Source organism: Lactiplantibacillus paraplantarum (assembly GCF_003641145.1).
Lineage (GTDB): Bacteria > Bacillota > Bacilli > Lactobacillales > Lactobacillaceae > Lactiplantibacillus > Lactiplantibacillus paraplantarum.
Window position 1 is genome coordinate 27,632 of sequence record NZ_CP032747.1, and the last position, 21,389, is coordinate 49,020.

At 39.5% G+C, this 21,389-nt stretch carries 19 protein-coding genes; 12 read left to right on the plus strand and 7 right to left on the minus strand.

What is annotated here, in order from left to right; all coding sequences use genetic code 11:
• Window positions 1-431: 431 nt before the first annotated feature.
• Window positions 432-1,013, minus strand: coding sequence for a recombinase family protein (locus LP667_RS16110; protein WP_003636336.1), 582 nt, complete (start codon window positions 1,011-1,013; stop codon window positions 432-434).
• A gap of 1,342 nt (window positions 1,014-2,355) precedes the next feature.
• On the opposite strand from LP667_RS16110, the gene LP667_RS16125 reads away from it, so the two are divergent.
• The 9 genes from LP667_RS16125 to LP667_RS16165 all read left to right on the plus strand — a co-directional run bounded on the left by LP667_RS16125 (window position 2,356) and on the right by LP667_RS16165 (window position 9,658).
• On the plus strand, window positions 2,356-2,715 hold the full coding sequence (locus LP667_RS16125) for an ArsR/SmtB family transcription factor (protein ID WP_011222020.1): 360 nt from the start codon (window positions 2,356-2,358) through the stop codon (window positions 2,713-2,715).
• Window positions 2,702-3,064 (plus strand): arsenite efflux transporter metallochaperone ArsD, encoded by a 363-nt coding sequence (gene arsD / locus LP667_RS16130; protein ID WP_011222021.1) that lies wholly within the window; start codon window positions 2,702-2,704, stop codon window positions 3,062-3,064. The genes LP667_RS16125 and arsD (LP667_RS16130) overlap by 14 nt, the downstream gene beginning before the upstream one ends.
• 83 nt (window positions 3,065-3,147) lie before the next feature.
• Window positions 3,148-4,878, plus strand: coding sequence for an arsenical pump-driving ATPase (arsA, locus tag LP667_RS16135; protein WP_011222022.1), 1,731 nt, complete (start codon window positions 3,148-3,150; stop codon window positions 4,876-4,878).
• 58 nt (window positions 4,879-4,936) lie between these two features.
• Entirely contained in the window at window positions 4,937-6,232 is a 1,296-nt protein-coding gene (locus LP667_RS16140; protein WP_054737350.1) for an arsenic transporter, read from the plus strand.
• 16 nt (window positions 6,233-6,248) lie between these two features.
• Entirely contained in the window at window positions 6,249-6,578 is a 330-nt protein-coding gene (locus LP667_RS16145) for a hypothetical protein (protein WP_003678453.1), read from the plus strand.
• A gap of 22 nt (window positions 6,579-6,600) precedes the next feature.
• The gene (gene arsD, locus LP667_RS16150) at window positions 6,601-6,900 is read left to right on the plus strand and encodes an arsenite efflux transporter metallochaperone ArsD (protein ID WP_003678452.1); all 300 of its coding nucleotides are present in this window, start codon (window positions 6,601-6,603) and stop codon (window positions 6,898-6,900) included.
• A 23-nt stretch (window positions 6,901-6,923) separates the two neighbouring features.
• Window positions 6,924-8,324 carry an FAD-dependent oxidoreductase gene (locus tag LP667_RS16155; protein WP_056988620.1) on the plus strand — a complete coding sequence of 467 codons (1,401 nt, stop codon included), beginning with the start codon at window positions 6,924-6,926 and terminating at the stop codon, window positions 8,322-8,324.
• A 349-nt stretch (window positions 8,325-8,673) separates the two neighbouring features.
• Complete coding sequence (locus tag LP667_RS16160; RefSeq protein WP_056988619.1) at window positions 8,674-9,042, plus strand: ArsR/SmtB family transcription factor; 369 nt, start codon at window positions 8,674-8,676, stop codon at window positions 9,040-9,042.
• 1 nt (window position 9,043) lies between these two features.
• Complete coding sequence (locus LP667_RS16165) at window positions 9,044-9,658, plus strand: CadD family cadmium resistance transporter (RefSeq protein ID WP_003678449.1); 615 nt, start codon at window positions 9,044-9,046, stop codon at window positions 9,656-9,658.
• A 517-nt stretch (window positions 9,659-10,175) separates the two neighbouring features.
• Here the strand turns inward: LP667_RS16165 and LP667_RS16170 are convergent.
• Entirely contained in the window at window positions 10,176-10,598 is a 423-nt protein-coding gene (locus LP667_RS16170; RefSeq protein WP_060599105.1) for a Spx/MgsR family RNA polymerase-binding regulatory protein, read from the minus strand.
• A gap of 174 nt (window positions 10,599-10,772) precedes the next feature.
• Between LP667_RS16170 and LP667_RS16175 the strand changes: the two genes are divergently transcribed.
• A complete protein-coding gene (locus tag LP667_RS16175) occupies window positions 10,773-11,693 on the plus strand; it encodes an IS30-like element ISLsa1 family transposase (protein ID WP_057717442.1) in 921 nt (306 codons plus the stop codon).
• Between the two features lie 1,008 nt (window positions 11,694-12,701).
• Here LP667_RS16175 and LP667_RS16180 read toward each other — a convergent pair.
• A complete protein-coding gene (locus LP667_RS16180; RefSeq protein WP_003561273.1) occupies window positions 12,702-13,205 on the minus strand; it encodes a type 1 glutamine amidotransferase domain-containing protein in 504 nt (167 codons plus the stop codon).
• Window positions 13,206-13,331: 126 nt separating this feature from the next.
• On the opposite strand from LP667_RS16180, the gene LP667_RS16185 reads away from it, so the two are divergent.
• Complete coding sequence (locus tag LP667_RS16185) at window positions 13,332-14,192, plus strand: IS982 family transposase (RefSeq protein ID WP_056988788.1); 861 nt, start codon at window positions 13,332-13,334, stop codon at window positions 14,190-14,192.
• Window positions 14,193-14,759: 567 nt separating this feature from the next.
• Here LP667_RS16185 and LP667_RS16190 read toward each other — a convergent pair.
• Together LP667_RS16190 and LP667_RS16195 are read right to left on the minus strand one after the other, a co-directional pair.
• Complete coding sequence (locus LP667_RS16190; protein WP_060599106.1) at window positions 14,760-15,197, minus strand: MarR family winged helix-turn-helix transcriptional regulator; 438 nt, start codon at window positions 15,195-15,197, stop codon at window positions 14,760-14,762.
• An 11-nt stretch (window positions 15,198-15,208) separates the two neighbouring features.
• A complete protein-coding gene (locus LP667_RS16195) occupies window positions 15,209-18,190 on the minus strand; it encodes a glycoside hydrolase family 68 protein (protein ID WP_121018967.1) in 2,982 nt (993 codons plus the stop codon).
• A 558-nt stretch (window positions 18,191-18,748) separates the two neighbouring features.
• On the opposite strand from LP667_RS16195, the gene LP667_RS16205 reads away from it, so the two are divergent.
• Entirely contained in the window at window positions 18,749-19,678 is a 930-nt protein-coding gene (locus tag LP667_RS16205) for an IS30-like element ISLpl1 family transposase (RefSeq protein WP_121018969.1), read from the plus strand.
• Window positions 19,679-19,726: 48 nt separating this feature from the next.
• Here LP667_RS16205 and LP667_RS16210 read toward each other — a convergent pair whose 3' ends face one another.
• Both LP667_RS16210 and LP667_RS16215 read right to left on the minus strand, forming a co-directional pair.
• Window positions 19,727-20,026, minus strand: a complete 300-nt coding sequence (locus tag LP667_RS16210) for a hypothetical protein (protein WP_048481076.1) — start codon at window positions 20,024-20,026, stop codon at window positions 19,727-19,729.
• Between the two features lies 1 nt (window position 20,027).
• Window positions 20,028-20,888, minus strand: coding sequence for a ParA family protein (locus LP667_RS16215; protein WP_013356270.1), 861 nt, complete (start codon window positions 20,886-20,888; stop codon window positions 20,028-20,030).
• Window positions 20,889-21,389 lie beyond the last annotated feature (501 nt).

Below are 21,389 nucleotides of genomic sequence, written 5' to 3' on the forward strand. Positions count from 1 at the left end.
CATTGTTATGACTTTTCATTTGTAAATTAAGTTATTAAAAATCGATGATCATCTTACTATAGAATGACTAACTAAAAAGAACTACCATATCGATCAAGCATGCTGTCAAAGTTCCAAGGACAGTTAGCATTTTCTAAGTGATGATGATGCTTTTATTGATTCCTAACAACGTTATCGGATTAAAAATAATATTGTGATCATAAGCTAATTCGACTATTCCTGATGAATTGTTTTAGATTCAAGCCAAAACGCCAGCCATCTGGTGACCAAATACGAATATTAATCGTCCAGAATACTTTTTCAATTATAGTATATAAACACTTTACCATACACGGTAAACATCAACCTATTAGGGACATCACACGATCATTAAAAATCAGTCAAAATAGGAAATAATTTAAAATATCCTTTTTCATGAGCTTTCACCTGTCTTAGATTTTAGAAGTATCACTTGGTTTCTCAATTAACTTAAACCGTCGCTGCTGCGTGCGTTTACTAATCCCCGTCTTTCGTTCAATCATCTTATAAGTCATGCCTTGTTTTCGCAACTCATAAGCAAATCTGATCTGTTCATCAGAATACGTTTTCGGTCGCCCTTCCCGAAACAACGGATCATGTTGCTTGGCATACAATTTACCTTCTTGTGTGCGCGTGACAATCATATCGCGTTCAAACTGCGCAAAGGCGCTAAATATTGTAAAGACTAATTGGCCAGTCGGCGTATTGTCAATTAAGCCCATATTCAAAATGTTGACTTTGACATTTTCTTTAAACAACTCTTGGATAATGGCTAATGCCTCGCGCGTGTTCCGTGCAAACCGATCCAACTTAGTGACAATCAAAGTATCGCCTGTTTTTAGAACGCGCAACAATTTTTGAAACTCCGGTCGTTCAGTAGTTGTGCCGGTAAACTTTTCTTGAAAGATTTTTTCTGCTCCTGCCAATTTTAGTAACTCAATTTGATTTGCTAATTTCTGATCAGTGGTACTGACCCGCGCATAGCCATATTTCATCTTTTTATCTCCTTACTTATGTCATTAAGTAATGACACGGTTCTAACCCTTTAATTATACAGTATCAAAAAAGAGGCCACAACTGTTGAGTTGTGTCGCTTTTTAAGGTGCGCCCGGCATGGGCAGTAACTAGGCGGTGTAAGTCCGCTGTGAGCCGTAGTGGCCGGTATCACGAGTCGAAGACAAGGGCGTCTATCGTGAGGTAGAATCTGAAGGAAGTCCTAGACGAAACATCGAATCGATGAACAAGAAGTGGCTAAAAGGCTGGAAACGGTGGGATGAGATTACCTAACAAATCGAAGTCCCTGACCACTCGAAACCGTCACAGTAAAGCCAACGGTTTGATGCGAAAGCTACTGCTCTTACCCGGGGAGGTCTGTCATGGTAGTTCTCTCAAGCTGGAAGTTATTTCTGGCAGGAACAGGCTCAATAGTAATGTTGAGTTGTCCATGACAGAAGTCAGCCGAGGCCATAGTAGCCAGTAATGGTGAGGGGCTGAACAACAATAATTTTGATTCATCCTGGAGGTGGAAACAATGCGACAATCGCAGAAAACAGAAAATAAAGCTGACTACCTGCGGAGAGTAACCCTGGAAGCTCACTATAAAAAATGACTAGATATTGTAAAAAAGCAGCGGGATAATATGAGATTTAAGTAGCCAAAAGCCTGATAAAACGGGCTTTTTTGTTTGCCGTTGATTTGAAAGTTTAGGTATCTTTTTCTCCCAATTTTGTATAGAAATTTGGCCGATTGAGCAATAATAAGCAATGATTATCAAATTATGGTACCAAAATTGGTACCGCAAAAAGGCCGCCGGGACATATGGACTTCCTTTTATGGATTTGAATAAGTTATTTTCAAAACGAAATATCGATCCAAGTTTGAAGTTGGTTAATCTATCGGCTTAAAAAACTAATCATGGAAGAATGTGATTATTCAGTATGATCTAAAATAGATGCTGCTATTTTATTTCAAAATAAAGCTTGACGCTTACATAGATATGGGTCTATATTATAGATATAGATGCGCGTCTATGTTTACAAAATACGATGTTTCTTGCGGTGATCGAAGCAAGTTGAGTTGAGGAAATGCAGTTGCGGAGTTTGCAACTAAGTTCCCTAAAATCACCACGAAAGCGGTCATAATCATTCATTTTGGCAACACTGATTAGCAAGAAGTATCTGCTTGTTGAATATTTTCTGCTAAACAGGATTGGCTTTCTGTTGTTGATTAAGCCAAAACCAAAAGTAGCAAGTTCAGTCTGTATCACTGTAACATCAATGTTTATTATTAGCGTATTTAACTAATAGATTACCTTAATTATGGAATAGGAGCTTACAAATGGACTATCAAAAGTATGTTCAAATGCTGAAAGCAATGGCCGATCCAAATCGCTTAAAAATTATTGATCTGCTTTCCTGTGGTTCTTTGTGTGCTTGTGATATTTTAGAGCACTTCGACTTTTCACAGCCGACTTTATCCCACCATATGAAAGTTTTGCAAAATGCTGGTATTGTTGCGGCACGCAAGGAAGGTAAGTGGCAGCATTATACGTTACGCCCCGATTTTATGCTGACCTTTAAGCAGGATACGGCGCAATTATTATCAAGTGATGATCACTGTATTTGCCACGATGACGGCTGTGTTGATTGTGAAGAATGTGCTTCAGGAAAGGTTGTTATGACAAATGAAAAAAATTGAATTATTTGAACCAGCAATGTGCTGCTCGACTGGGGTTTGTGGTCCGTCCGTTGATCAAAATCTCTTAATGATCACGTCTGCCTTTGATGCTTTACAAGGTGTTAAAACGATTGAAGCTGACCGTTACAATTTAAGTAATAATCCTGATGTTTTTAGTGAACGAGCCGATATTTTAGCGGCCATCAAGGATGATGCTGACGCTGTTTTACCGATCACCGTGGTTGACGGCCAGATCGTTAAAACGGGCGCGTACCCAACGATCGATGAATTATCTGACTATACTGGGCTAGTTTTCGTGCCAGCTGAGCAAACAGGCGGTTGCTGTGGCGGTGATGGTGGCTGTTGCTAAATTTTACTAAAGGTAAGAGATGGCGCGGCCATTTCTTTTGAATTATATATAGATAAATATCTATGTGACTGAGGAGGATATCAATGCAGGACTATCAACCACAAAACGCTAATTTAACTCATTATTTGTTTTTTACCGGTAAAGGTGGCGTTGGTAAAACAACGACGGCCAGTGCAACCGCCATTAATTTGGCTGATGCTGGTAATCAAGTGATGCTCGTTTCAACTGACCCAGCTAGTAATTTACAGGATGTTTTCAATACAGCATTAACCAATAAACCGCAAGCAATCAATGGTGTATCAGGGTTGTTTGCCGCCAATTTTGATCCTGTGACCGCAGCTGGTGAGTATCGGGAAAGTGTTGTTGGCCCTTATCGCGGCGTATTGCCGGATGCTGCTGTTAAAAATATGGAAGAACAGCTATCCGGTTCCTGTACGGTCGAGATCGCGGCATTCAATGAATTTGCCAACTTTTTAACTGATCCGGCGGTTGACCAGCGCTTTGATTATATTATTTTTGACACGGCGCCAACTGGTCATGCCTTGCGCATGCTACAGCTACCGTCAGCGTGGAATAATTATTTAGATGAAAATGATCGCGGTGCTTCTTGCTTAGGCCAATTAGCCGGTATGGGTGATAAAAAAGCAATTTATGCAAAAGCGGTAGCAACGTTAAGCAATGGGGACTTGACCACATTAATGTTGGTGACGCGGCCACAAAAAGCCTCATTACTTGAAGCAGCGCGAGCAGCACAAGAACTAGCCGCGATCGGCATGACTAATCAGCAGTTGATCATTAATGGCACGCTTAAAACACCGACGGATCACGCTTCGCAGGCTATTTTTGCGCAACAACAGGCTGATCTACAACAAATGCCGGCTGTATTAAAAAAATTTGCTCAGTATGAAGTGCCGTTACGCGCCTACAACGTTACCGGCTTAAATAAATTACACCTGGTGTTACAGGCAACACAACCCGCATTAGCTACCTATCCGCCGCTGACCAATAACTATCCCAACTTAGATACGATCGTTGCTGATCTGATCAAGACGGATAAAAAGATTATTTTTACCATGGGCAAAGGGGGCGTCGGTAAAACAACGGTTGCGGTGCAGATCACGCAGAAATTAGTGGCCCAACATAAAACCGTTCATCTAGCCACCACTGATCCGGCCGATCATCTAGATTTCTTTAAAACAGCTGATCCGGCAGTTACGATCAGCCATATTGACGAGCAGCAGGTATTGAAAGATTATCAAGCTGAAGTACTGGCAACGGCTCGCCAAACCATGAAAGCGGCTGACGTTGATTATGTCGCCGAAGATCTCCGTTCACCATGTACGCAAGAAATTGCGGTTTTCCGCGCTTTTGCTAATATTGTGGCGCAAAACGACAGTGACGTGGTGGTGATCGATACGGCGCCAACTGGGCACACGTTGTTACTATTAGATTCCACTCAAAGCTATGCACAGGAAGTTAAGCGCACAGCCGGTGACGTGCCACAAGCAATTATTGATCTATTGCCACGGTTGCAAGATCCCCAACAAACCGAGATCGTGATGGTGACTTTACCGGAAACAACGCCAGTCTACGAATCAATGCGGCTCAATGAAGATTTAAACCGGGCGCAAATTGCCCATACATGGTGGTTGGTCAATCAAAGCATGCTGGCTACACAAACCACGCATCCGTGTTTACAAGCACGGGCACAAAATGAAGTTGAATGGATCGAAAAAGTCAAAGACGTTTCGGCCAATCATTTTGCAGTGGAACAGTGGCAACCAGATTTTGAACAAACGCTATTAACGATTTAAATAAAGATATCAATTGATCAGGGTAGCGATACCCTGATTTTGGTAGTTGGGAGGAATTATGCAAGTCTTTTTTGCTGTTTTTATATTTTTACTCACGTTATTATTCGTCATTTGGCAACCTAAGGGGCTATCAATAGGCTGGACCGCAATTGGTGGGGCAGTACTTGCACTGCTATTTCGGGTCGTCACATTTAAAGATGTGGGTACCGTTACTGGGATCGTTTGGAACGCCACTTTGTCGTTTGTTGCCATTATTTTGATCTCATTGATTTTAGATGAGATCGGCTTTTTCGAGTGGGCCGCTTTACATATGGCACGACTGGCTAAAGGCAATGGTGTACGTATGTTCATTTTGATCGTTATTTTAGGTGCGATCGTGGCGGCACTTTTTGCCAACGATGGGGCGGCATTGATTTTAACGCCGATCGTTCTGGCAATGGTGCGAGCCCTACATTTTGATGAAAAAAAGGTTTTCCCATTTATTATTGCCAGTGGCTTTATTGCCGATGCGACTTCGTTACCATTAGTTGTTAGTAATCTAGTCAATATTGTTTCCGCTGACTTTTTCGGCATTACATTTTCCGAGTATGCCCTAAGAATGTGGATCCCTGATCTTTTTTCACTGATCGCCAGCATCAGTATCTTATATTTGTATTTCCGCAAGGCCTTACCCAAACATTATGATGCAGATCAGGTTGCTGAACCAAAATCTGCAATCAAAGATCAACGATTATTTAAGTTCTCTTGGGTCGTGTTAGCGGCGTTATTGATCGGTTATTTTAGCAGTAGTTTTCTAAACATTCCCGTTTCGTTTATTGCACTTACGATTGCCGCAATTTTCTTGTTGGTTGGTCAACAAAGTCATCACGTTGATACTAAGGCAGTCATTAAAGGAGCACCGTGGAACATCGTCTTCTTTTCAATCGGAATGTATGTGGTGGTTTATGGCCTACAAAATGTTGGCTTGACAACATTACTTGCTGGTGTTATCGCCAAAATGGCAACTGGTAGCCGGTTTGTGGCGACCATGGGAATGGGTTATTTGGCAGCGTTCCTGTCATCAGCGATGAATAATATGCCAACGGTAATGATCAATGCTTTATCGATCAAGGGCGCTAATGTATCAGGGTTAATGCACCAAACGTTAGTTTATGCAAATATTATTGGTTCTGATCTAGGACCAAAGATCACACCAATCGGTTCGCTGGCGACGTTAGTGTGGTTACATGTTTTGGCGCAAAAAAACGTAAAAATTGCTTGGGGTACTTATTTTAAAATTGGGATCACGATCACGATTCCAGTCCTATTCATTACATTATGTGGTTTATGGTTATCGCTAAGTCTTTTTGGTTGAGAAAGGATGACTTGCTATGATGCAAACTGAGTATGCACAACAAGATTCATTAGCTAATAGATTAAACATAGTCGATGCTTTAGTGAAACAGGCCACGAAAGCTGAAATAGAATCAATTTCTGCTGTTTACCTGATTCAAGCCAACCAAGAAATTAATTTGCTTGAATTAAAATACAGTAGTGAATTAACAATACAACAGAACTTGTATAAGGTAAAAATAGCCTTTTTGCAAATAAATCACTTGATTTTAAATAATCTAGCGGTCAGCTATTTTCGTGATTATACACAAATAGAAAAGGAATTTGAACATTTTCATCGTCTAATATGCGAGGTGAAAGACGATTAAAATTGAAATATTTGAAGAGGCGATGTGTTGTGCAACTGGTGTTTGTGGTCCCAGTGTAAAGAAAGAATTGATTCAGACTACCGCAATTCAACGTCATGTTAATGCAGATGGTGAAAATATAATCATACGCAGAAATCTTACACAAAATCCAGACGCCTTTGTTCGTAATCATCAAATAAATGACCTATTAAAAAAATATGGAATCACTGTATTACCAATTACTATGGTTAACGGTATAATTTTTAAACAAAGAGATTATCCAACCTTCCAAGAGTTTTCAGATTATCTACATCAGGATTTAAGTCGTGCATTTGTTCGCTAACAACGGTGAAAGGAATTAATTAAATGGCAAATGAAACGGAAAAATTATTAATTATCGGCGGCAGTGACGCCGGAATTTCGGCGGCCTTAAAGGCTAAAGAACTTAAACCTGAATTAAAAGTTCAGATATTATTAGCAGATGAGTACCCAAATTTATCAATTTGTGGAATACCTTATGCAGTCAGCGGAGAAGTGCCGGATTGGCACTTGCTAGCTCATCGTAATTTACAAGAATTGACTTCGACTGGTATTGAATTTCAAATGAACATGATTGCAGATAAAATTGAACCGCAACGACATGAAGTCGTAGCACATGCGCTTACAGGCGAATTAAAAACTTATCATTATGACCACTTGGTTGTAGCAACAGGGGCTAGACCAAAACTATCGGGTATTAAAGGTGTGGACCTGGCGCAAGCTCAACAGCAAGATAGTAAAGTTCGTATTTTGCATACAATGGCAGATTACTTTGCGATTGAAAGAAATATAGCTACAGATAGTGTTCGGAAGGTCGCAATTGTTGGATCTGGTTATATCGGAATCGAAATGGCGGAGGCTTTAAGAAAACGGCATTTAGACGTCACTATTTTTCAACGAGGTTCAGAAATACTTTCCACGGTTGATGCTGATTTAGGCCGAATTATTCATCAAAAGTTGTCTGCTAATGCCGTCAATGTTATTACTGGTTTAACCGTTTCAGAAATTAATGAAACTGGTAGCAACGTGGAAGTTGTTGGCTTAAATGAGCATCAAAAGACACAATCTTCTACGTATGATTTAGTCTTAATCGTTGTTGGTGTTCAACCAAATAATGAGCTACTGGTCAAGGTAGGTGCTGAAACTGGAATTGCCGGGGCCATCAAGGTTGATCAATATATGCAGACCTCATTACCTGATATATGGGCGGCCGGCGATTTGGTGGAAACAAGACATCATTTATTAGGTGAAACCTACTTGCCATTAGGTACGACTGCACATAAACAAGGAAGAATTGCTGGTTTTAATATTGCTGGAATTCAACGTGCCTTTAAAGGTAGCCTGGGGACACAAGTTTTAAAGGCATTTGATTTAGTTGTTGTACGGACAGGGTTATTGACAAGTGAGGCTATCCAGGCAGGGTTTAATCCTTTCACGGTAACAACTGATGTTGATGACCATAAGGCTTATTTTCCCGGTGCTCAAAAAATTAAGATCAGAATTACTGGTGATCAAAAAAGTGGCCGGCTTTTAGGCGTGCAGTTAATTGGTCATTACGGTAGTGAAGTTGCGAAACGCAGTGATATTTTTGCTACGGCAATTTTTAATGATATGACAGTAGCCGAAATTAGCGACCTAGACTTATCCTATTCACCACCAGTTGGATCACCTTGGGATGCAGTACAAATCGCAGCACAGAACTGGGAACAACAGAATGCGAAACGCTAAGGAATTAATTTATAACTGAAGGAACAACTTCACTTCATTATTAATTAAGCTTTCTACTATCTGTTTTTATATGATTACCAGATTACTCTGAGGACAATGATTGGCGGCTATTTATATTGAAAGAATTAAAATGGCGCAAAATGATAGTAACGAAACTTTGGCATCTTCTGGTAGATTAAATTAAAACTAAGACCTGTATCTTAGTTTTAATTTAACTAGTGAATATGAATAGTGGTTAATGTCAGATAGAGTGGCTATAGGAGCTACTCTATTTTTTGATTCAAATTAAATTGGGGACAACACTATTACATGATATAATGTAATAGATTAATAAACGAGGAGTGATCTAATGATACAAGTAGACTGTTGTCCGGGTAAACCAGATTTGGCTGATCGGGCATTGTTAAATGAGAATCAAGCCGCTGACATTGCTTTACTTTTTAAAGTACTCGCAAATAATACGCGGCTAAGAATTTTACATTGCTTAACGCGTGAACCAGATATGGCCGTTAGTGAGATTGCTACATCACTAAATATGAAGGTCCAAGCCATCTCAAACCAGTTACAACGTCTAGTAGATCAAAAGATAGTTAAAGCGAAGCGTAATGGCAACTTCATTGAATATCAGATCATTGATGAATGTACGGCAATTTTATTAGAACGGGCATGGTGTTTAGCTGAAGATGCCGGAAAAATCAATGCTGGTTGGGGAAAATAAAATGATCAGGACAATTATAACGAGTATTATTCTTTATACATCAACTGCAATCGACTTATTAGTTATTTTAATGTTACTTTTTTCAAAATATCGTTCAACAAAGCATCGCCGACAAATTTATATTGGTCAGTTCTTAGGCTCATATACGCTCATTGGAATTAGTTTGTTTTTTGCATTTATTCTCCATTACGTACCCGCCAAATGGTTACTAGGTTTTTTAGGGTTGATTCCCATTGCCTTTGGAATCAAATATATATTTAGCAAAGAAGATGAAGCCGCAGAAGTTGATCAGAAAATTGAAGCGCGTAAAAATAAGAATTTAATTGCAACGGTGGCTTTAATTACGGTAGCTTCTTGTGGTGCGGATAATATTGGCCTTTTTGTTCCTTACTTCGTATCATTATCACTGGTACAGCTAATCGTAACGCTGTTTGTTTTTACCATTTGTATTTATTTTTTAGTTTTCCTTGGTGATAAGTTCTCACAAGTGAATTTTGTAAAGAACTTTCTTGATCGTTTTGGTGATTGGATCATGGCCATTATTTATATTGGTTTAGGCATCATGATCATTCTTGAAAGTGACACTATTAGGCATATTATGCAGCTATTATTTTAATTAAGCAGTAGTGGATGTAAGCTGATTCCTGAGACAACTTTTAAGAGGGGGTATAATGAATAAATCATCTCTCAAAAGGAAGGAATCAGCTTACATCCATTCCTTATTGATTTGCTTAATTAAGACTGTGTCTCCATAGAATTAATTTATTTTTTTAGCTGAATTGTTTAAATTGACGGCTCAGCTACAATATCAACAGTTATATACCTGGCCGACTTTAACCATATTACCAACCTAACTTATAACCGTAATAGTGGCAATATACATTTTTCTGATGTCAAAGACAAACGGTTAATCAAAATAATTTCACTACAAACCACAATTTGTTTAGGTGCAGCTGCAGCCAGCTTTCCTGATCAGTCAAAACTATAGTCAAGTAGTGCCCGTCTGATTATTATACGAGTACCTTAGACCATATGAGCAAAACAGGGGTTGAACAGTACGTGAGTGATCAGAAATAAAACATTATTAGACTTGTTATCACCAACTAAATCATAGTTCACAGAAAATAACTCAACTACTCTATTATATTTTCAGTTCGAAGTCGCTTATCTTCATGCATTATGTCAAAAAGCTCTTCCTTTCTAATTTCATGGGGAAGAAATTTGCGAATATCTTCTTCATTGTATCCGACTTGTAAACGATTCTCGTCAACAATAATAGGCCGTCTCAATAAGTGAGGGTCTTCATTAATAAGGTTACATAACTCTCCTAATGTTAAATCAGCTAGTTTTTCCTTTAACTTTCCATAACCTCTGGAACGCCTAGATATTATTTCTTCAGTCCCTCTTTCTGTTAATTTAAGTATTTTTACAATCTCTTCTGTTGTTGGAGGTTGTTGAAAAATATTTTGTTCTTCATAAGTTATATTATATTTATCTAACCAATTTCTAGCTTTTTGACATGAAGCGCAGCCTGGTGTGGTATACACAACAATCATTTGGAATATCTCCTTAAACTTAGTATGTAATCACAAAATATATTAGAAGTTCTTATGCCTTCCTTATTTATGGTATGGCAAATTCTATAATTAATCCGAACAGAAATTAAAAAGCCCAAAGCAATCACTTACAATGGTAGTAGCTAATTCCAACCAATATAGGGAGTGATTACTTTGGGTACATCTACTTTATCACGTTTTCAACGTGGCGCACTAGCACAACTGGTCAATGAGGGGAATAAATCTTACCAAGTAATGGCTGACGCCTTAGGCGTCGCCAAAGCTACGATTAGCTATGAGTTGGACCGGGTTAAACCTTATGATCCAGAATTAGCTCAGCAAGATGCAGATCGCAAAAGGCGGAATTGCGGTCGTCGTTCGATGCTGACGGCAGCATTAGCGACTTTAATTACCAATCACTTACGATTAACCTGGTCACCAGAAACCATTGCGGCCGCTTATAACTTGAGCACTGCGTCAATTTATAATTGGCTTAATCGTGGCTGGCTCCCCTTCAAATTGACTGATCTACCCAATCGGAATGTCCGCCAGCACCGAGTGAGCGAAAATCGGGGGAAATTTACAAGTGGGACTTCCATCGAACAACGGCCAACAACTGTTAATCAACGGTTAGCTTTTGGTCATTGGGAAGTAGATACGGTGCTTTCTAGTCGAGGTGAGTCACGATCATGTCTGGTTACATTCGTAGAACGTAAGACCCGACTTCTATGGGCCATCAAAGCCCCTAATAGAACGGCTAAGGCTCTAAACACCGCCTTTGGCAAGTTTATGGGGGCCTTCGGTCCCCAAGTAAAATCCATTACTGTTGATCATGGTAAAGAGTTTGCCAATTATCAGGCCTTAGAACAGGATTATCAGATCAAAGTTTATTTTTGCCATCCATATTCACCATGGGAGCGAGGTTCCAATGAATATTTTAATAGACGGTTACGCTGGTTCTTCCCGAAAAAGACCAATTTTAGCCAAGTAACGACTGATGAGATCCTAGCAGCACTTGAACTAATTAATCAACGACCATTAAAAATACATCATCAACAGACTGCCATTGAAAGATTCCGGGCTTGTTCGGATTAAACTTGTAATTTGCCGTATAGTAAAACATATTTTTTTGCGGGGCTTGCAGATGCTAGGTAATAATTTGTCTATCGTAAGCATATACAAACTGTACTTTGGCAAAGACAACGATTATGTGGTCCAATAATTACCAGTAAATGTCATTTGAAACACGGTTAAAAATTTATTAGATGAACGATAAACAGGAGTAGCTATCAACCATTTAAATTCATCTGCTGTACTAATTTATGATATAACTCTTTTTAGAAATATTTTGATTAACTTTAAGCTACTGACTAAATTGCATAATTTATTGGTATTCAATAACTCATTGCACTGACAGACTAATCTAGTGGCCAGGTATAAGCAAACCTCTGTTGTTAGTATCTGCTGTATTCTACTTTGATTTTCCATTATAAATAATAGTTTGAGTACTTGGCCCTTTAACTACATAGCCTTCAGGAGCTTGAATAGTTGCACTATAGGATTTTTCATCTGTAAAATCAACACTTTTAACGGGCATTGCTATTGTAACTATGCCCGTTAAAAGTAACTAGTGTATCAACCGGATTTCCTAATACGTCTAATACTTTTAACATTAGACCTGCACTTTCTGACTTTTGATCACTTCCTTTACTGGTTGTTAATTTAGTTTTTGATATAACATTCACGTTAGTCGCTAACTTTGATACGGATCTAATTTTGTCACTGTTAATACTCTTAGTTGCACTTTGGCTTGTTACTATATCCGGCACACTAGCACTGCTGGTGACACCATTAAAGACCTTTATGGGTTTTTCTGTCCACTAATATGTTCAACTTAAATTTTACAATCTACCATGTTTTAGAAATATAAGTTCAGTTTAATTTCGCAACGGAGGTTTAAAAAATGCTATATAAAAAGTCCCCGTGCTACTAACACGAGGACTAAGTTACTTTAATGGTAACTGTTTAAAAAATTTATTTTAAAGCAGCCAAACTCGTCAAGCTATAATTGGTACATGTTTATATGCTTATCAACCATCAACATTATAAAGCTGCTAGGAAGGCCTCGTTAAATGCTGGAATGTCTTTTGGTTCGCGACTAGTAATTAGATTACCATCGATCACAACATCTTTGTCTTCAATGCGTGCACCGGCATAATACAAATCAGGTTGTACAGTTAAGTATGCTGTCATTGTACGACCTTGCACTAACCCGGTTTGAATCATTAATTGTGGACCGTGGCAAATAGATGCCGTTAACTTGTTAGTTGCCAAAAAGAACTTTGTAAATTCGACAAACCGTTGATCCGCACGTAATTGATCTGGTGAAAATCCTCCTGGAATGAACAATGCATCAAAGTCTTGAGGATTCACTTCATCAATGGACTTATCAACATTAATCTGAGTACCATGTTTACCTTCAACAGTGCCTTTTTCAAAGCTGATCGTTGTCACCTCGTGTCCTGCAGACTTAAGAGCCTCTACAGGTTCAGTATATTCAACGTCTTCGACTAGATTAGTCACCAAAACTGCAACTGATTTTGCCATAATAAAATTCCTCCTTTACTTATAGTATATAATACCCGTTGTGCTAGTTGAAATGGGACAATTAAAGTACATAAAAAGCCTGGCAGGCTTACACTTTTAAGTATCCTAAACAAAGAAGTGTGAACGATGTCAAGCCAATGTTATCTTACTCAACCGACAACTATGGTGCAAGCACCTTGGCAACCCTGGGTTGCGGTTGTAACGCCACTATATCAACGTTATGTTTCCTGCAAAATTCGGCAAAGAAAGAATGCTAATCATGCCAAAATATCAGATGTAACTATCATGGCTTTGATGTGTTGGCAGGTATCACTTGGTATCACTAATCAATGTGCTTTTTATCGTCTGTTAGTTGGGTTAGGGCTGACTGGTTTGCCGGAACGATCTCGTTTTAATCGACGGTGCACAGCTATGGGCTGTCTGCTCCAAACCCTGCGGGTTGGCTTAGTTAAACACTGTTTACCATCAGTGACTTACACCATCATAGATAGTTTTCCAATCCCATTATGCCAATCAATTCGTAATCATCGAGCCAAAGTTTTACGCTCACTTGCTGACATTGGCTATAATGCCACCAAGAAACAATGGTTCTATGGTTTAAAGGGACATTTTCAGGTCACCAATCAAGGCATTGTAGTGGCCTATTCAATTTCGGCTGCTTCAATTCATGATATTCGTTTAGTGCCAGAATTGATTGACCAATACGCTTGCTCACATGTTTTGGCCGATGTTGGCTACCTTAGTCAACCACTAAAAGACCAATTAAAGCAACGACACATTGATTTCTGGACACCCAAACGCCGTAACATGCCCCAATCACGACTGAATAGCACCTTATTGAAGCGCCAAAGGCGCATGATCGAAACTTTATTCTCTAAATGGCAGGTTTTATTTCAGGTTGAACATAATCGGGCCCGATGTCTGCGTGGCTTCAAAAGTCGATTAGAACAACTTTTATTCGTAGATACCTGGCAGCTAATTAACTAGCACAACGGGTACCTATATATATCATAGACCACAATAACGCACTTTTTTGTGCCTATCATAAACTTCAGAAAAATAGGTAATAATCATGACAGACCCTGTACGAAAGTATACCCTTGATAAAATACAACAAAAAGATTTTAATTGCGCTTTCTGTTATGGAGTAGTTACTTGTTGAATTTGTTGTTGCAAGCCTTGATACGACTTATTAAGTGTTTGGGCTGATAGCTTTTTTAAATCATGCTCAGGCTCTTTTTGTGTTTCTTGTAAGCCTAATTGTTAAGTTGTGACCTGGTTCGTTCCATTTAAACACTTTAATTATCACATATTCAAAACGTCAAAAAATTTGTATCTAAATATATCTAAGTTTTTTTAATGGTGAGAAACTTTGCCACTTGCAATGCTCGATTAATTACTTAGGTATACAAATGATTATTGTCACAAGACTAAAATAATCTTAATGTTTAAATTTGCTTCACTTCAATAAAAGACCGGCCTGCTCAAACCCAAGGGTTTTAACGGACCGATCTTTATTTACATTAAGGCATCTTTACTTACTTTGAAAAACTTTTAATTTATCTTAGCCAGTTGTTGTGACAAAGTTTCCACTTGTTTAGTCAACTTCTCCAAATCGTGACTTTGGTTGAAAGTTTTTAAATTTTCTTGCACTTGCCGAACACCTTCCTGGACCCTTTCTTGGCCATTAACAGTCAAAGATAGCCAAACAACTCGTCGATCATTTGGATTCACTTGTGATTGAATTAAATTATCTTGAATCAATCGCCAAGTATTCCTGGAAATTAGTGTGCGCGTGACCGTGAATGCATCAGATAATTCACTAGCAGTAGCTTGCCCATGTTGTTCAAGATAGACTAATATTCCCCACTCACGCATTGAAAAGTCAGTTTTGGCCAGTCCTTGCACTAACATCTGGTATGCCTGATTCTGAATAGCTTGCAGGGTTGTTAAGCTCTCAAACTGGTCCTTAATTTGCCGATGATTTAGCATATAATATCATCCTATTCTTTGCGCTGCCGCTTAGTCATTCCGAAGAGTCCTAACAAACTACTCATGGCTAATAGTAATAAGCCACTCAGCGTCATGTGTTGTTGATCAGTTTCACCAGTTTGAGGCAACCGTTGATCCACAAAATTAGTAGCCGCTGCTTGACCAGCCTGAACCGGCTTTGTTGGCGTCGTTGGTTGACTTGGGTTAATTGGTGCCGTAGGTGCGGTTGGTGCCGTAGGTGCAGTTGGTGCCGTAGGTGCCGTAGGTGCCGTAGGTGCGGTTGGTGCCGTAGGTGCCGTAGGTGCAGTTGGTGCCGTAGGTGCCGTAGGTGCCGTAGGTGCGGTTGGTGCCATAGGTGCAGTTGGTGCCGTAGGTGCCGTAGGTGCAGTTGGTGCAGTTGGTGCCGTAGGTGCAGTTGGTGCAGTTGGTGCCGTAGGTGCAGTTGGTGCGGTTGGTGCCGTAGGTGCCGTAGGTGCCGTAGGTGCAGTTGGCGCAGTTGGCGCAGTTGGAGTGTATGGGTCACTTGGCATGCTATCTACCCAATCCTGGCCACTGCCTAGGATAGATCCATTGTCGAATGGAACGCCCTTCTCCCATGGCAGGTAGGCTTCATCCGCCTTGGCAGTCATAATATTGGTATTAAGCTTAGTAGCATTATTGAAGTCCCAAACACCTTGGTTAGTTACATAAGGCAATACCCTAGTTGTACCATCTGGATTAACCCGTAATAAGAATGATGGAGCCCAAGTAGAGTTGTGTTCACCGTTATTCTCTTGAATAAAATCAGGATCCAGAACAGCTTTACCATCTTTGTTACGGTAATCAGCAACACGATTACGGTTAGTCATGTAAGCTGTGATCAATACAGTGTTCTTAAACCGTGGATCAGTGCTGCGCGTTGGTACTGCATAATATGAATACGTGGCAGTCCGCCAGTTGGCAGGAACTGTAGAAGTAAGGACAACACCATTGCCATTAAGTGGCTTAAAGCCTTTTGTTAAGTCCTTGGAGTACCAGCCAAGCGTAACTACGTTGTCGCCGACTTTGTCGTTGGCTTTCCGCCAAGCAGCATCATTGGTACCACGATTAAGGCGTGAAGCAGCAAACAGATAGTAGGTGTCGCCAATTTTGACGATGTCAGGACGTTCAATTTCGTCACTTACCATCACGGCTGAAATAATTGGGTCATAAACTTCGGCAACGGTTGGGTTATTCTCAGTGCCACCTAGTTTAATAATACCAATTGCGGCATTGGCCTGCGATGCACGAACACGCATGTCACGGCCAATTTTAATCATTTTTCCAGTTACCTTATCCTTGACGCTGTAGTCGTTATTGATGAGGTTAAATAGACTTTCCAGTTGGAACTTAGCATTGCCACCATAGTTACGCAGATCATAAATTTGATCTTCACTTTGGTAATCGTCATCACCGGTACTAGCTTCAAATACCAGATAACGGTTACCTTGACTATCTTTAACAATGTGAGGGTCACGCATAGCAAAGTTATCAGCGCCACCAAAGTCTTCTTTGTGGCCGTCAAACATAGTCACATTGTGAGCCCATTGGTCAAATGTTTGATAATGAGTTCCATTGGCTGAAGCATTATCCTTCCCCTTAAAGAGGGTGTGATCATTGTCAACACTAGCAATCGAAATGGTTCCATCAGCATTTAACTTCATCTTCAAGTTAGCGGTAGCAATACGCTGGTGGTTTTGATGGTTAATTGTCTTAGTCTCGTATTTACTGTGTGTGTAGAACAGTTGGATTGAACCATCGTCAAGCGGGTAAGCTGAACCTGACCATTCTTGATCACCAAAAATTTCCAGACCAGTTTTCTTGTCACCACGATAACCGGCAAAAATATCGCCAGCATTCTTCCATCCTGCAAAATTGTCACCACCATAGTCATTGTAAAGTAAGTAAAGGTGGTTACTGTTGGCATTTGGTGTTCCCATCATCGCAATAACCAATTGCTTACCATTCCAGTTAGCAATTTCACCTGTAGTTGGGTCTTGGACCGGCCATGAATCCCAAATATCCATGTTAGCAACTTTGCCGGTTTGACCATCTTTAGCGGTTGCTGCCGGTAGGTTTTGAATTTGGTCAGCCTTGAAGTAAGGAATAGCATATTGAGGATCAACCTCAGCCAACTTGTCAGCTGTCTGTTGGAACTGATAGTAAGTGAACTGAGTTGTATCAGTATTCTTCTTAGTTGTAGAATACTTTTCCAACTTGTTCAGTGCGTCGATCTGTGCCTGGGTGAAGTTATTCGGGTCGACGTTAGCACCTTCAGAAATAGCACGGTTTACAAAGCCTGTGGCAAATTGGTTGAGTTGTCCTTGATTAGATATTTGGGAATTGGCCTGGTTGGTTGATTGCGTCGTACTTGTAGAGTTACCGGCTGGCTGTGCTGTATTATTTTGATTATTGGAATTATTAGTTACCACTTGGCTGGTAGAAGTAGAGTCAGCGGTTACTTCTGCTGATGTTTGTGAATCAGCATTTGCAACACCTGCAGTAGTGATCGCAGCCGTTTCAGCCTTTGCTGCACTGCTACTACTTGCACTAGTCGTTTCGGCCTTCACTGCACTGCTACTACTTGCACTAGTCGTTTCGGCCTTCACTGCACTGCTACTACTTTCACTAGTCGTTTCGGCCTTCACTGCACTGCTACTACTTTCACTGGTCGTTTCAGCCTTTGCTGCACTGCTACTACTTGCACTGGTCGTTTCAGCCTTTGCTGCACTGCTACTACTTGCACTAGTCGTTTCGGCCTTTGCTGCACTGCTACTACTTTCACTGATTGCATCGGTCCTCACTGCACTGCTTGAGGTGCTGGTGGCTGTCACATCAGCTGACACTGGCTGGCTGGTAACTAGCATCCCTAATCCCAGCGAAAATAATGAAATCCCCATGACAGCCCAATTCTTACCGCATTTATATAATTTATAATGCGTTTTAGTCTCTCCAAAGTAATTATTCCTTAACATAAAAAAACTCCCTTTCACACTATTTTATTTGAAATCATGCTAAAGTCCCATTATTAATTAAGTAGTCTTAATAAATCACGTTTATAATAGCATACTTAAACTTTAAATTTAACTATATGTTAAGTAAAAATTGTACATTTTTTCGTTGAGGAATTTATAACTAACTAGTTGAGCGAATAAGGTTACATAATTGTTTTAAAAGATTGCTGATACTATAAAGATTCTGATTTTTCAACTTTTAACCAGTATAACAATGTCAAATTAATCGACTATCTTAACTATTCCATAGATATGTTCTCATACAACATTTCTTGACAATTATGAAATAGGTTTAAAATGAAAAACATCAGTCGATAATTCTCAGAATTATATAATAAAGTCTTAATTCAACATCAAAAAACTAAAAAAGTTACATTTAAAAATAGATTCCCAACAAATTTTCACATGTAGAAGATAATTGGTAGATTGTAAAATTAATCCGAACGCTGTTCGGACAAAAAAGATCAGCTTCCTTTAAAATGGTGTTTACCACAAACCCATCTTTTAGGAGCTGATCTTTTGTCTAGTATAACCTATTCCGAACGAATTAAAATCGAAACCTTTTGTGAACTAGGGCTGTCCAATATCCAAATGGGCGTTCGGCTGAACCGATCACCGTCAACAATTTCTTATGAATTATCTCGATGTCAACCTTATCAGGCTGAATTAGCACAAACAGATGCCGAATACAAGCGATCACGATGTGGTCGGAAAACTAAGCTGAGCGATGAGTTAAAGCAAAAAATTCTCAACCATTTACGTCTAAGCTGGTCACCAGGAATGATTGCTCACGAATTTAAACTAGCTACTAAATCTATTTATAATTGGCTAAATCAGGGGAGAATTGGTTTCTCCTTGAATGATCTACCTGAACATGGCGTACGCCAACGGCGTAACGTTGACCAACGATCCAAATATAATCAATCTTTGGGGCGATCAATTGAACAGCATCCCATGATGATTAATCAACGTAAGCGCATCGGCGATTTTGAACTAGATACAGTCGTTGGTCCTCGTGGGCATAGTAAGGCAGTTTTATTAACTTTAATCGATCGCAAATCACGGTTCCTTTGGGCATACCGGTTAAAAGATCGGACGACAGCGACTGTTAATGAAGCACTAACTAAGTTCCTAACCACTTTTAATGGTCCGGTGCACAGCTTTACTGTGGACCGTGGCACTGAGTTTAGTGGGCTAGTATCACTTGAAGCACAATACGGTATTAAAACCTATTACTGCCATGCTTATACGCCAGCTGAACGTGGTAGTAATGAACGCTTTAATCGGCATTTACGTTATTTTTATCCTAAAGGGACTCGTTTTGAGCACATTAGTGCTCAAGATTTAACGACGACGTTACTCCAAATTAACCAGCGACCGCTTAAAATACTCGACTGGCAAACACCGTATCAGGTTATGCTGACAAATTTGTCCAAAAATTCGGATTAAATTTGCAATCTACCATTACTTCTTTCTTTTATTTTAATGTAGCACTGCTTACATATTCTCCCGCAATACGGTATACCTGCGCTGTTGTTCCTCGGTCATATCCTTGTAATACTGGTCAATAAGAAGCTGGATAATCTCGTAGTCGAAGCTAACATGTTCAATTGTCTTCAGGACTTTCATATCCTTGTAAGTCTCTGCGGATACCTTAAGGGATTTTTTCTGATTTTTTGGTATAGAGGAAGATTTATTCTCTTTTTTCGTAGCATTATCTGTTGCATGGTACTCTTCTGATGGCTTTACCGCTCCGGTAACCCTTCGTTGAAGAATATTAGGCTTTTTACTTGGCATCTTACTTGGCCTCCTTATCATCTATAAATAAGCCAATCCGGCTTAATAACTCATCGGTAACTTGCTGGTACTTGTCTAACACTCGCTTATCGAAGCGGTCCTTATCGGTAATTCCATTAATTGGGAATCGTTTAATCCGGGCCATTTGAGTAACAATATTTGTGAATACATTTTCTTCTCCAAACTCATCCTTAGCAGATTGTATGATTGTCTGATCGACGCCGTTACGGGCATCGTGAAGCATTGGCAAGATACCAATTACCTCTATATCTAGCTGATACTCTTGCTGAAGTTTGGAAAGGGTATTCACATACTCTTCTGCACCGGATAGACTATCATCGTGTGTTTGCAAGCTGATAAGTGCAAAGTCTGAGAAGATAACAGCATTACGGGTAATCTCAATACTAAATGGTGGCACATCCAACAGAATTACATCATATTTCTTCTTCAATGGATTAAACAAGGGTTCCAACAGATGTGTTTCTTCGTACTCATTATTCGTATTCTGATATAAATATTTCGTGAAATCTTGGAAATCAATATATGAAGGAATTAGGTCAAGGTTATCCATTATCTTAACTGGTAAGTCTGTTAGATCTTTCTCCTGTACGCCTACCATCAGAGTTTTTTTAATTGAGTACACGGTATCTTCCTGCTGACTTTTCGTTAACATTAGTGTTTTAGTGGCGTTGGCTTGTGGGTCTAAGTCTGCAACCAACGTATGTATTCCCATTTTAGCTAAGGTATAAGCGATGAGATACGTGTTAGTTGTTTTTCCCACGCCACCCTTTTGATTACCAATCACAATGGTTAATGCCTCATCACGAGACTGTATAGCCTTTACTACGTCTGGAATATCCATAACAACGACCTCCAATTGATTTTTAGTTAGTATACCACAATTTAATAGCAAAAGGGAAATTTCCCTAAATAGTTATTTAGATATATAGAATTAGGGATATATAGAAATTGGGATAAAGGGAAAAAGGGATACTTATCGACTGAGAACACTGTTAGAATGGGAATTAAAAATATCCCTAAATAGAAAAAGGGATATAGGGATAATTCTATTTAGGGATAATTCTATTTAGGTAAAAATAGATAAAGGGAAAAAGGGAAATTAAATATAATTGTTGACAGATATCCTATGAAAGGGCTATAATCATTGGTATTGACAGTCCTATTATATGATGTGCTTTTAACATTATTTCCACCGTTTGCTGTACTAACTGTGAATCATGGGGGACACTGTCAGTAGTTCAAAAGAAGTAATACCTAAAAAACTGCATAAAAAAAACACCCACCGACTGGCATCGGTGAGCGCCACATAAAAGTCATCGCTGTTTAATGACTATTATATCAT